This is a genomic window from Lentzea sp. NBC_00516 (assembly GCF_036346835.1).
GTDB lineage: Bacteria > Actinomycetota > Actinomycetes > Mycobacteriales > Pseudonocardiaceae > Lentzea > Lentzea sokolovensis.
Genome location: NZ_CP107840.1, coordinates 1,631,058 through 1,643,286, shown reverse-complemented (window position 1 = coordinate 1,643,286; position 12,229 = coordinate 1,631,058). Strand labels below are relative to the sequence as shown.

The window sequence follows — 12,229 nt, the reverse complement described above, 5'->3', positions numbered from 1 at the left end:
CTTCACGATGGCCACGCCACCGCGAATCCGAGGGAGCGCAGGACCTGGGAGTCATGACGTGAGCGGCCTGACCGGTGACGCGGAGTTCGACCACGAGCTGCTGGCCGGCCTCGCGCTCTCGATCGGCGCCTCGGTGGTGTGGTGGCTCGACCTGGACGAGGACCGGCTCGGCTGGATGCCGGGCCTCGACGTGGTGATCGGGGTGCCCGGCGCGGACTCCGGCACCGTGCGCGCCGCGCTGGCCGGCCTGGTGGCGCCGCTGACGGTGGCCGCGAAGTCGGCCCCCGCCTGGCAGGACTTCGAGCTGGAACAGCCGGTGGAGACCCCGGCCGGCACGCGCCGGCTCCAGTTCCGCGCCCGCGTGTCGACCCGCGGCTCCGCACCGGCGCTGGTCGGCGTCGTCGCGGACGTGACCTGGCGGCACACCCAGCAACAGCAGCTCACCGACCTCGCGGACCGCTACCGGCTGCTGGTCGACCTCTCCCCCGACGCGATCGTGGTGCACGAGTCGGGCCGGATCGTGTACGCGAACCCGGCGGCGGTGCGGTTCGTGCGGGCGCTGTCCGAAGGCGAGATCGTCGGCAGGCTGATCACCGACTTCGTCCACCCCGCCTCGCAGCAGGAGATGCTGCGCCGGATCGCGAAGCTGTCCGAGCCCGGCGCCGCCAGCGACCCGGCGGACGCGGTGCTGGTCCGGTTCGACGGGGGCACGACCGACATCGAGTCGGTGTCGGTGCGCACCACGTGGGAGGGCAGGCCCGCGTTCCAGGTGATCATGCGGGACGTCACCGAGCAGAAGGCGGCCGCGGCGGCGTTGCGCTACCAGGCCGCGCTCGCCGCGCACGTGAGCGACGCGCTCGTCGCCACCACCTCCAGCGGCGTCGTGACCAGCTGGAACCCCAGCGCGGAGAACGTCTACGGCCACCGCGCCGCCGACGCGATCGGGCGGCCCATCGCCCTGGTGGTCGGGGCGGCGCTCGACCCGGCGACGATCCTGGACGCGGGCGGCGTGGTCCAGGCGGAACACCGCAGATCCGGCGGCGAGCCGCTGACGGTGCGCGTCTCGGTCGCCAGGATGGACGACGGGTACGTGCTGATCTGCGCGGACGAGACCGCGCGCAGACGGGCCGAGCAGCGCTTCACCGCGGTGGTCGACGCCATCGAGGAAGGCGTGCTCGTCGTCGGCGCCACGGGGCTCGTCGAGTCCGTCAACCCGGCCGCCGAACGGATCCTCGGCGTGAGCGCGCGCGAGGCGACCGGCGAGCTCGCGTCGTCGGTCGGACTGCACGACGAGGCGGGCAGGCCCATCCCGCTCGAACGCTTCCCGTCGGCCATCACCCGCACGACCGGCAGAGCGCAGCACGGGCGGATCGTCCGGGCGCCCCGGCCGGACGGCAGCCACGTCTGGCTGTCGCTCAGCGCCCGTCCACTCAGCCAGGACGGCACCCTGCCGACGGCGACGGTGTTGTCCTTCACCGACATCACCGAGCGGCGCATGATCGACACCAGGCTGGAGCACGAGGCGACGCACGACGCGTTGACCGGCCTGAGCAACCGCACGGTGACCATCAACCGGCTCAGCCAGCCCGCCAGGGCCCACCGGTCGGGGCTCACCGCGGTGCTGTTCATCGACCTGGACAAGTTCAAGGTCATCAACGACTCCCTCGGCCACAGCGCCGGCGACGAGGTGCTGCGGGTCGTCGGCTCCCGGCTGAGCCTGAGCGCCCGCCGCGGCGACGTCGTGGGCAGGCTCGGCGGCGACGAGTTCACCGTCATCGCGTACGGCGTGACCGGCCAGGACGAGGCGACCTCCCTCGCGGACCACATCCGCGCCGAGATGAACCGGCCGATCATGGTGGACGGCCGCCAGCTGCACGTCGACGCGAGCGTGGGCATCGTGCTCGCCGAACCCGGCGACCCCCGCGACGGCGCCGACCTGCTCCGCGACGCCGACCTCGCGATGTACCAGGCCAAGACCAAGGGGCGCGGGCGGATCGCGTTCTTCGACGTCGAACTGCGCGACCGCATCCAACGCCGCCTGCAGCTGGAGCAGGACCTGCGGATGGCGCCGCTCAACGACGAGCTGTGGCTCGCCTACCAGCCGATCGTCGACCTCCGCACGGACCGGCGCACCGCCGTCGAGGGCCTGCTGCGCTGGACGCATCCCCGCTACGGCCTCATCTTCCCCGGCGAGTTCATCACGCTCGCCGAGGAGAGCGATCTCATCAACATCGTCGGCGCGCACATGCTGCACACGGCGGCACGCGAGATCGCCGAGCAGGCACCGGATCTCCAGCTGACGGTGAACCTGTCGGCCCGCGAACTCGACGACCCGTGGCTCGTGTCGGCCATCCGCAACGCCACGCACAAGGCAGGGCTGACCCCCGCCTCGCTGTGCCTGGAGATCACCGAGAGCGCTCTCATGCGCGACCCGGCGCTGGCCGCCCGCACCCTCTCCTCGTTGCGCGACCTGGGAGTGCGGCTCGCGATCGACGACTTCGGCACCGGCCACTCCTCGCTCGCCCAGCTGCTCACCCTGCCGCTGGACACGCTCAAGATCGACCGCTCCTTCACGGCGGGCCTCGGCCGTTCCGACGAGGCGACCGCGATCGTCACCAGCATCATCGCCATGGCCCACGCGGTCGACCTGACCGTGATCGCCGAGGGCGTCGAACATCCCGAACAGCTGGAGATCCTTCGCGCCCTCGGGTGCGACCAGGCACAGGGGTACCACCTCGGCCGGCCGGCACCACTGGCCGAGCTCTGACTCTGTTGACGCCGTAACCGGGCAGGTCCTAGGGTCGGTGCAGCACCAAATTGAAACGTTTCAATCGGCCGCCTGCGTTACCAGCACTCCCCTAGCCCAGGAGAAACGCGATGCGAAGTCGATCCCTGCCGCACGCCCCAAGTCGGTTACTCTGCGTGATATTGTCGGCACTCCTCGCCATGTCCGTGATCATCGTGGTCCCTGCCGCGGCGGCGCCCGCCGATCTCTCCGGGGCGCACTGGATCTGGTACCCCGAGGGGAACCCCGCGGTCTCCGCCCCTGCCGAGCACCGCTACTTCCGGCGCACGTTCACCCAGCCCGCAGGACAGGTCGGTGAAGCCAGGCTGACCGTCACCGGCGACGACACGGTCGACGTGTGGCTCAACGGCGAACCTCTCGCCGCGTCCGCCCGCTACGTCAGTTCCTGGCAGCGCGCGGTCACCGTCGATCTGCGCTCCGCCCTCGTCACCGGCACCAACACGCTGGCGGTCGCGGTGCGCAACACCACCGCCGGTCCGGCGGGGCTCGTCGCCCGCGCGCGGATCGTCACCGGCGGCACGGCCGCCGACCTGGTCACCGACGGGGCGTGGAAGGCGGGCCGGGGCGCGGGCGAAGGCTGGGAGAAGCCTGGTTTCGCCGACGGCGCCTGGCCCCAGGCCGCGGACCTCGGCTCGTACGGGATCGAGCCGTGGGGCAGCGGTGTGACCACGACCGATCCGGATGGGGCGTCGCCGTTGTCCATCGCCTCGATGACGACGGAACGGCGCGTCGCCCCGCTCGGCGTAGACGCGAGGCGACCGAGGCTGGGCTGGACGCTCGCCTCCACGGCCTCTGCTCAACGGCAGGGCTCGTACCAGGTGATCATCGCCAGCACGAAGGCCCTGGCCGAGGCCGGGACCGGAGATCTCTGGGACAGCGGCCGGGTGCACGACGAGCAGTCCGTGGACGTCATCTACGGCGGTGCCGCGCTGTCCTCGCTGACCGCCTACCACTGGCGGGTCCGCGTCTGGGACACGCAGGGCAGAGCAGGAAACTGGAGCGCGGTCTCGTCGTTCGAGACAGGGCTCTACAACGCCGCCTCGGAGTGGCGTGGAGCGTTCGTCGGCGGGCCGGTCGGCCAGGGCTTGGACGGCGCCACCTGGATCTGGTACCCGGAGGGGTCGCCGACGGCCGGTCTGCCGCCGATGACGAGGTACTTCCGCAAGACGTTCACGCTCGCCTCGGTGCCGGCCGCCGCCACGCTCGCGGTCACCGCCGACGACACGGCGACCGTGTGGGTCAACGGCGTGAAGATCTACTCCAGTCCTCAGGTCGAACATGCCTGGCGACGCGCCGGAGTGATCGACCTGACCGGCCGGCTGCGGTCCGGTGCCAACACCATCGCGGTGTCGAGCGCCAACACGTCGGACTCCCCCGCGGGTCTCGTGGCCAAGCTGACCGCGGACGCCCTCGTGGTGCAGTCCGACGGCAGTTGGAAGGCGTCGACCCAGTCCCCCGCCGGCTGGGAGCAGCCTGGGTTCGACGACAGTGCCTGGGTTCAGGCGAGGGCGCTGGTCGGCATCGGCGGAGCGCCGTGGGGCAACGAGGTCGTCGTGCCGCAGCCCGCTCCGTTGCTGCGCAAGGGTTTCACCGTGAACAAGCCCGTGCGCAGCGCCCGGTTGCTCACCACCGCGCTCGGTCTGCACGAAACGCAGCTCAACGGCGCCAAGGTCGGTGAGGACGTGCTGGCCCCGGCGTGGACCGACTACAACAAGCGCGTGCAGTACAAGGTGCACGACGTCACCAGCCGCATTCGCCAGGGCGACAACGCTCTCGGCGCGTGGCTGGGCAACGGCTGGTACTCCGGCAGCCTCGGCATCGGTGGCAACAGGTTCTACGGCACCCAGCCGTGGTATTCGGCGCAGCTCGTTCTGACCTATGTGGACGGTACGACGCAGACCGTGGCGACGGACGGTTCCTGGAAGTACCGGGCCAGTCCGATCATCGCCGACGACCTCTACCACGGTGAGCACCAGGACGCCCGGCTCGCGGTGCCGGGATGGGACGGCGCCGGCTTCGACGACAGCGGCTGGCGTTCCGCCCAGGTCCGGCAGGGTGCGTTGCCGAACCTGGTGGCCCAGGTGGACGCCGGCACGAAGGTGCAGCGGGATCTGCGGCCGGTCGCGCTGACCCAGCCCAAGCCGGGCGTGTGGGTCTTCGACCTCGGCCAGAACTTCTCCGGCTGGAACCGGCTCCGGGTGCAGGGCCCCGCGGGTACGACCGTCACGTTGCGGCACGCGGAGGTCCTCAACCCCGACGGCACGCTCTACACCACCAACCTGCGGGCCGCGCAGGTCACCGACCAGTTCGTGCTGGCGGGTACCGGCCAGGCCGAGACCTTCGAACCCAGGTTCACGGTCCACGGCTACCGCTACGTCGAACTGACCGGTCTGCCCAGCGCGCCGACGCTCGACACGATCACCGGCCGGGCGGCGTGGACGAACGGCGAGGAGATCGGCGGGTTCGACACCTCCGACCCGATGCTCGACAAGCTGCAGAACGCCATCGTGTGGGGACAACGGTCGAACATGCTCTACGTGCCCACCGACTGCCCCCAACGCGATGAGCGACTGGGGTGGACCGGGGACATCGCGTCGTTCGCTCCCACGTCCACGCACAACATGGACGTGTCCGCGTTCCTCGACAAGTTCACCGACGACATGGTCGACGCCCAGCGCTCCGACGGCGCGTTCACGGACGTCGCTCCGAACGTCGGCGGCATGGGCGGCGGCACCGCGGCGTGGGGCGACGCGGGCGTGATCGTGCCCTTCACGCTCTGGCAGCGCTACGGCGATCTGCGCGTGGTGCAGGACAACTTCGGCGCCATGACGAAGTGGGTCGACTACCTGCGTTCGACCGCGGAGGCCGATCTCATCCGTGATCGCGGCGGATTCGGTGACTGGCTCAACGTCAACGACGACACGCCTCGCAACGTCATCTCGACGGCGTACTTCGCGTGGTCCGCACGTCTGGTGTCCCAGATGGCGCAGGCCATCGGGAAGCCCGCCGAGGCGGCGGCCTACGGTTCGCTCGCCGACCAGGTCTCTGCCGCGTTCACCAACCGGCTCGTGGCCGCGGACGGCACCGTCTCCGGCAACACCCAGACCGGGTACTCGCTCGCGCTGGCGTTCGGCCTGGTGCCGGCGAACCGGGTCCAGTCCCTGGTGGACAAGCTCGTGGCCAGGATCCGTGCCGCCGGCAACCACCTCACCGTCGGGTTCGTCGGGGTGTCGCACCTCCTGCCGGTGCTGGCCGACCACGGCCGGGCCGACGTCGCGTACCAGGTGCTGACGCAGCCGGACTACCCCGGCTGGGGCTACATGATGAACAAGGGAGGCACGACCGTGTGGGAGCGGTGGGACAGCCTTCGCCCGGACGGGTCGTTCCAGGATCCGGGGATGAACTCCTTCAACCACTACGCGATGGGCTCGGTCGGCGACTTCCTCTACCGCACCGTCGGTGGCCTGAGCCCGGCCTCGCCCGGCTACCGGTCGCTGCTCATCGCCCCGAAACCGGGTGGCGGGCTGACCTCGGCCAGGTCGTCGCACCGGACGCCGTACGGAGAGGCGGTCAGCGAGTGGAACACGACCGGAGGGCGCTTCACCCTCCACGTGGTCGTGCCCACCGGGACGTCGGCGGTCGTGCGCGTGCCGGCGACCACCGCGGTGACGGCTCCGGCCGGGGCCGTTCCGCTCGGTTCCGGTTCGGGTGTGGCGTCGTTCCACGTTCCGGCCGGTGATCACACCTTCACGGTCTGACGGGTGAACGGTTCGGCGCGGATGTCGTCCGCGCCGAACCGTTCAGCACAGCGACGAATTGCCTTAATACTATTATCGGCCGTTCGCCGCCCAAATTTTTATTAGGCGTCTGGACCGTTTTCGCGAAACGCAGCAGTCTGGCTGTGCGCCCGCAACCCTGCCGGGGGCGATTCTCGTTGCACAGTCGGGAGTTTTCGATGCGCAGTTTCCCTGCCGCACTCAAGTTGGTGTCGATAGCCGCGCTGGCGGCCGGTTTCGTCACCGCACCCGCCGCACAGGCCGATGTCTCCACTCTGGAAAAGCGGCTCGGCTCGTCCGCCGCGGGGTCCTATTTGGACGATTCCGGCCGGCTCGTCGTCGCCGTGACCGACCAGGCCGCGCTCGCCACCGTCACCGCGTCCGGCGCACGAGCCCGGCTCGTCCAGCACAGCGCCGCCACCCTTCAAGCCAGCACCGCCGTGCTCGACCGCTCGGCGAAGATCCCCGGCACCTCCTGGGGCACCGACCCGGTCACCAACCAGGTGGTCGTCTCCGCCGACACGACCGTGACCGGCGCGTCGCTCGCCCGGTTGAAGGCCGCGGTCGCCGGTCTGGGCGACACCGCGCGACTGGAGCAGGTCCCCGGCTCGTTCACGACCACCATTTCGGGCGGTGACGCCATTCTCGGCGGCGGCGTGCGCTGCTCGCTCGGGTTCAACGTGAAGAGGCCCGGCACCAGCACCGCCTACCTGCTGACGGCCGGCCACTGCGGCAACCTCACGTCCACCTGGTCCACCTCCGGCGGCCAGGTCATCGCCTCCAGGACCGGAACCAGCTTCCCCGGCAACGACTACGCGCTCTTCCAGTACACCAGCAACATCAGCAGGCCCGGTGAGGTCAACCTCTACAACGGCACCCGGCGTTCCATCGACAGCGCGGGCAACGCCGTGGTGGGCCAGACCGTCGGGCGCAGCGGCAGCACCACCGGGTTCCACCGCGGCAAGGTCACCGGCCTCAACGTCACCGTCAACTACGTGGACGGCACGACGGTCACCGGCATGATCGCGACGACGGTGTGCGTGCAGGGCGGCGACAGCGGAGGGCCGTTGTTCGCGAACAACACCGCGCTCGGCCTCACCTCCGGTGGCAGCGGTGACTGCACCAGCGGTGGGCGGTCCTTCTACCAGCCCGTCACCGAGGCACTCAACGCCTACGGGGTGACGGTCTACTAGCCGGCACGCCGGTCGGCATGATCGACGCCTACCGCGTCGCGCCCTGATCACCGCGGGGCCGCTTGCGCAACCGAAGCGGGTCGCCGGGCGACGGGGTCTCAGGACTCCGTTCGCCCTCGATCTGGATCTGGATGTTCGTCCGGTGCGAGATCGGGTCCCAGATCTCCTCGATCGGCGACAGCATCGACCCGCCACCTCCGCTGCGGCGGGCGCGCACGGCGTACAGCACGAACCCGGCCAGGCCGAGCGGCACGCTCAGAAACGCCGCCAGCGGCCCCAGAAGCTCCATGCGTCCGACGGTACAGTAACGTCGTGTTTCCAGAAACGGTCTGTTACTGAACGGCGGGCGATGACCAGGCTGACGCGGGCCGAGCAGCAGCGACGCACCCACGAACACCTGCTCGCCGCCGGGCAGCAGGTGTTCCTGCGACGTGGTTTCCTGGCGGCGACGGTCGAGGAGATCGCCGCCGACGCCGGCTACACCCGTGGCGCCGTCTACAAGCACTTCGGCGGCAAGGAAGGGCTGTGGCTGGCGATCATCGAGGCCGGCGCGGACGCCCACCTCCAGGGACTGCGGGACGCTCTCGGCCGCGCCACCGGTCGTGAGCAGGTGCTCGCGGCCCTCGCTCCGGCCGACCCGTCGGACGAGGACGCCGCGAAGTGGAGCGCCGCGGCCGCGGAGGTGCTCGCAGCGACGGCCCAGCAACCCGAGACCGCGACCCTGGTCGCCGCCATCCAGCGGCGGCACGACGACGAGGTCGTCTCCCTGCTCACCGAGCACTCGCAGCGCTTGGACCTCGAACCCGCGATGCCACTGGACCAGGCCGTGGTCATGCTGGGTGCCCTGGGCATCGGGCTCGCCCTGCGGCAGACGGTCGCCCCCGCGTCCGATCCCGGCGCCATCCTCGCCCACGTCCTGGGCACGATCTTCCGGTGACCGTCAGGGCTGGAGGCGCACGACGTCCTCCAGCACGGCACGCACCGGAATGGCCGGTCGTCCGAGCAGGTTCTCCAGCGCCGGGTCGGTGACCGCGAACTGACCTGCCCGCGCCGCGCGGAACATGCCGAGCGTGAACTCGGCGGCCGCGGCCGGCATGCCCTGGGCGACCACCGTCTCCTTCCACTCCTCGTCGTCCACCACGACCCGTTTGATGTCACGTCCGGTCAGTTCACCGAGAACACGTGCCACGTCGGCGAAGTCGAGCAGGTCGGGCGCGGTGAGCGGCGGCGTCAGGCCGTCGAGCGCGCCGGGGCGCGTCAACGACAGGACGTCCGCTTCGACGAGGTCGGCGTGCGCGGTCCAGGAGAACGGCCCGTCCTCCGGCAGCCGGAACTCACCCGTCTGCAGCGCGGCGGGCACGTAGTGCTCCAGGGTGCTCGTGTAGAAGCCGTGGCGCAGGGCCGTGTACGCGACGCCCTGGCCGGCGAGGTGCCGCTCCGTCGACGCGTGCTGCCGTCCCGGGTCGAACAACGAGTCAGGCGAGGCCGCCTGGTGGCTGGTGTAGTGCACGCGCGACGCGCCCGCCCGCACGGCGGCGTCGATCGCGGCCACGTTGGCACCGGCGGCCTGCGGGCCCCTGATCGAGGCCGAGACGACGAGCACCTGGTCCGCACCCTCGAAGGCGTGGTCCAACGTGGACGGATCGGTGAAGTCGCCGGCGCGCACGCGAACGCCGCGAGCGGCCAGTGCCGCCGCCTTGTCCGGATCGCGCACGCTGGCGCCGACGGTGCCGGCGGGAACGTGGTCCAGCAGCTTCCCGACGATCTGGGCGCCGAGCCTGCCGGTGGCTCCGGTAACGATGATCATGGCTTCCTCCTGCGTGAACCAGTGATTCGTTTCGACGATATCACTGATCCGGATCGATGATATCAACTTCCTGATACCATCGATCCATGTCGGAGCCGACCACCACTGACACCCGGTCCGGGATCGTCGCCGCCGCGGCCCACCTACTCCGCACGAGCGGCGCCAAGGCGGTCACCACCCGCGCGGTCGCCCAGGAGGCGGGCGTGCCGCCGCCGACGATCTTCCGGCTGTTCGGCGACAAGGACGGTCTCCTGGAGGCGGTCGCGGAGCACGTGCTGGCCGACTACGTCGCCACGAAGGCAGCCAGGGCCGCCGAGGAGAACGGCGACCCGGTCGAGGACCTGCGGGCCGCCTGGCGCGCGCACATCGCGTTCAACCTGGCCAATCCCGACGTGTTCCTGCTCCTCGTCGCGCCGGGGCGGCTGCGGAACTCCTCCGCCACCAGCGACGGCGCCGAGGTGCTGCGGGCCAGGGTCGCACGGGTGGCGGCCGCGAGGTTGCTGAAGGTCTCCGAGGCACGGGCGGTCGACATGATCCACGCCGCCGGCACCGGCGCCGTGTTCGCGCTGCTGGGGCAACCCGAGGACCGTCGCGATCCGGACCTCGCCACCGCGCTGCTGGACGCGGTTCTCGGCGAGATCCTGACCTCGACGTCCGTCCGGCCCGACTCCGGGCCCATCGCTCTCGCCGTGGCGCTGCAGGCCGCGCTGCCCGAGTTCCCGGCGCTCAGCGAGGCTGAGCGCACCCTTCTGGCGGAGTGGCTCAGCCGTGCCGTAGCCGAACTCCAGGACCGTCCACAACGGTGACCGACACGGGCCGGCGCAGCGCGATCGCCGTCACCGCAACGAGAAGCTGCACCACGAGGACCACCACCTGCGTCATCGGTGAGAAGGCGTTCAGCACGGCCGTCGTCGCGTTGACTCCGAAGTGGACGGCGATGGCCGCGGGCACCCCTCCGAGTTCGTAGGCATAGCCGGTCAGCAGTGCCATCGGGAAGACGCTGAGCGTGAACAACAATCCGCTCCAGCTCACCAGCCCGAAGCCCGCCTGCACGGTTCCGGTCATGAAGAACAACGGCAGGTGCCAGACCGCCCACGCCGCACCGAGAACCAGCCCGACGCGGACGCGCCCCAGGCGCGCCAGCAGGCGCGGATAGGCCGTGCCGCGCCAGCCCGGTTCCTCGGCGAGCGGACCGCCGATGAGCATGCTGACGAAGAACGGCGCAGCGCCGCCGGCCGTCGCGATCAGCGCCCGTCCCGCGTCCAGGCTCAGCACCGGACCGCCGAGTGCCTGAGCGAGCACCGTGCCACCGGCCACCGTCGCGACCGCCAGCACCAGCAGGGGCAACGCCCAGAGCAGCCGGGCGTTCAGCCGGAACCTGACGGCGTGGACGGGAACCGGCTCGCCGAGCCGGTTCCGGCGCAACCTGACCGCTATCGCGCCGAAGACCGGACCGAAACCGCCGAGCAGGAACGGGATCACCGCCGGGAACGTCGTCGGCGGTTCACCGAGCACGATGGCGACGAGCCAGCACCCCCACGTGACGATGAAGGTGACCACGAAGAACGTGGCGAGGCCACTCCCCCGGCCGGCCCGCGCGTTGTCGTCCATCTCTGCTCCTCGAGGTGCGATCGCTATCAGTTTCGAGAACATTATCAGAACTGATAGCGATGTCGAGCCCTCAGTGCCCGAGGCGGGCCAGCAGCAGGTTGGGGTCCTTCGCGGTGAGGTAGGCGGCACTCGGCACGTACACGGTCCGGCCGCGCACCGCGATCGACGTCGGGCCCTGCAGACCGTCGGCGGCGGTCAGGACGACCTCGTGCGTGCCGTCGGACTTGACGAGCGCGACCTCGTTCACGGTGTCCAGCGCGGCGATGATCTCCTCGCCCCTGCCGGTGAACGCGAAGTCGTCGATGCCGGTCAACCCGGTGGCGGCGACCTGCGTCTGACCCGCACTTCCGTTGGCGCGCAAAGGGATGCGCAGGATCGTGCCCCGGTCGAGGTTGGTCACCCACACCGCCCCGTCGTGCAGCTTGAGACCGTTCGCGCCGAGGAAGCCGGCCGGCTTGAGCTCCTCGCCGGACGCCCAGACGGTCGCACCCCCGGACGTCGGCACCTTCCACACGGCACCGGTGGAATCGGCGACGTAGAGGGTGCGGGTGCGCTGGTCGAGCGCGAGGCCGTTGGGCAGGCTCGCTGCGGGCAACGGTGCGATGCGGCGCGGCGGCGTCCCACCCGGTCGCAGGCTCCACACGCCGGTGAGGTCCGCGGTGCCGGTGGCGTACAGGAAGTACAGCGTGCCGTCGGACGCCCGGTCGATGCCGACCGTCAGCGGGAAGCCCAGCGCGGGAGTGCCGACTCCGCCGTCCGCGGGCGCGGGCAGCGTGGCCAGGATGCGGATCTTGCCGCTGGGCGAGATCTCGGCGATCTGCCGGGCCTTGGCGAAGGTCACGTACGCGGTTCCGTTGGGAGACAACACGATGCTCTCGGGCGTCTGCCCCTTGGCCAGGTCGAAGTGCTGGACGACGTGCGGGGCGCACAACGCGGCGTACGCAGGGGTGGCAGCAAAGGTGGTCGCGGCCAGGATCGCGGCGACGAGCGCCTTGCGGACATGCTTCGCGGACATGGTTTCCTCACTGTTTTCGGG

General features: G+C 70.7%; 9 protein-coding genes. 5 read left to right on the top strand and 4 right to left on the bottom strand.

Annotated elements, in window-relative coordinates; translation table 11 throughout:
• Window positions 1-7: 7 nt before the first annotated feature.
• The 3 genes from OG205_RS07275 (at window position 8) to OG205_RS07265 (ending at window position 7,775) form a co-directional block, all read left to right on the top strand.
• Window positions 8-2,767 (top strand): sensor domain-containing protein, encoded by a 2,760-nt coding sequence (locus OG205_RS07275; RefSeq protein ID WP_442916760.1) that lies wholly within the window; start codon window positions 8-10, stop codon window positions 2,765-2,767.
• 179 nt (window positions 2,768-2,946) lie between these two features.
• On the top strand, window positions 2,947-6,564 hold the full coding sequence (locus OG205_RS07270) for a family 78 glycoside hydrolase catalytic domain (RefSeq protein WP_330275471.1): 3,618 nt from the start codon (window positions 2,947-2,949) through the stop codon (window positions 6,562-6,564).
• 197 nt (window positions 6,565-6,761) lie between these two features.
• Window positions 6,762-7,775, top strand: coding sequence for a S1 family peptidase (locus tag OG205_RS07265; RefSeq protein ID WP_330275470.1), 1,014 nt, complete (start codon window positions 6,762-6,764; stop codon window positions 7,773-7,775).
• 28 nt (window positions 7,776-7,803) lie between these two features.
• On the opposite strand, the gene OG205_RS07260 is transcribed toward OG205_RS07265, so the two are convergent.
• Complete coding sequence (locus tag OG205_RS07260; RefSeq protein ID WP_330275469.1) at window positions 7,804-8,064, bottom strand: hypothetical protein; 261 nt, start codon at window positions 8,062-8,064, stop codon at window positions 7,804-7,806.
• A 60-nt stretch (window positions 8,065-8,124) separates the two neighbouring features.
• On the opposite strand from OG205_RS07260, the gene OG205_RS07255 reads away from it, so the two are divergent.
• On the top strand, window positions 8,125-8,712 hold the full coding sequence (locus tag OG205_RS07255; protein WP_330275468.1) for a TetR/AcrR family transcriptional regulator: 588 nt from the start codon (window positions 8,125-8,127) through the stop codon (window positions 8,710-8,712).
• A 3-nt stretch (window positions 8,713-8,715) separates the two neighbouring features.
• On the opposite strand, the gene OG205_RS07250 is transcribed toward OG205_RS07255, so the two are convergent.
• Window positions 8,716-9,582 (bottom strand): NAD(P)H-binding protein, encoded by an 867-nt coding sequence (locus OG205_RS07250; RefSeq protein WP_330275467.1) that lies wholly within the window; start codon window positions 9,580-9,582, stop codon window positions 8,716-8,718.
• 86 nt (window positions 9,583-9,668) lie between these two features.
• On the opposite strand from OG205_RS07250, the gene OG205_RS07245 reads away from it, so the two are divergent.
• Window positions 9,669-10,388, top strand: coding sequence for a TetR/AcrR family transcriptional regulator (locus OG205_RS07245; RefSeq protein ID WP_330275466.1), 720 nt, complete (start codon window positions 9,669-9,671; stop codon window positions 10,386-10,388).
• Here OG205_RS07245 and OG205_RS07240 read toward each other — a convergent pair.
• Complete coding sequence (locus OG205_RS07240; RefSeq protein ID WP_330275465.1) at window positions 10,345-11,193, bottom strand: type II CAAX endopeptidase family protein; 849 nt, start codon at window positions 11,191-11,193, stop codon at window positions 10,345-10,347. The two genes, OG205_RS07245 and OG205_RS07240, sit on opposite strands and share 44 nt — an antisense overlap.
• A 70-nt stretch (window positions 11,194-11,263) precedes the next feature.
• Window positions 11,264-12,208: an SMP-30/gluconolactonase/LRE family protein gene (locus OG205_RS07235; RefSeq protein WP_330275464.1), complete on the bottom strand. Its 945-nt coding sequence runs from the start codon at window positions 12,206-12,208 to the stop codon at window positions 11,264-11,266.
• Between the last annotated feature and the right edge of the window lie 21 nt (window positions 12,209-12,229).

Coding starts and splice junctions, on each gene's coding strand:
- OG205_RS07235 (WP_330275464.1), bottom strand. CDS start 12,208: ATGTCCGCGAAGCATGTCCGCAAGGCGCTCGTCGCCGCGATCCTGGCC.
- OG205_RS07265 (WP_330275470.1), top strand. CDS start 6,762: ATGCGCAGTTTCCCTGCCGCACTCAAGTTGGTGTCGATAGCCGCGCTG.
- OG205_RS07275 (WP_442916760.1), top strand. CDS start 8: ATGGCCACGCCACCGCGAATCCGAGGGAGCGCAGGACCTGGGAGTCAT.
- OG205_RS07240 (WP_330275465.1), bottom strand. CDS start 11,193: ATGGACGACAACGCGCGGGCCGGCCGGGGGAGTGGCCTCGCCACGTTC.
- OG205_RS07260 (WP_330275469.1), bottom strand. CDS start 8,064: ATGGAGCTTCTGGGGCCGCTGGCGGCGTTTCTGAGCGTGCCGCTCGGC.
- OG205_RS07270 (WP_330275471.1), top strand. CDS start 2,947: ATGTCCGTGATCATCGTGGTCCCTGCCGCGGCGGCGCCCGCCGATCTC.
- OG205_RS07250 (WP_330275467.1), bottom strand. CDS start 9,582: ATGATCATCGTTACCGGAGCCACCGGCAGGCTCGGCGCCCAGATCGTC.
- OG205_RS07245 (WP_330275466.1), top strand. CDS start 9,669: ATGTCGGAGCCGACCACCACTGACACCCGGTCCGGGATCGTCGCCGCC.
- OG205_RS07255 (WP_330275468.1), top strand. CDS start 8,125: ATGACCAGGCTGACGCGGGCCGAGCAGCAGCGACGCACCCACGAACAC.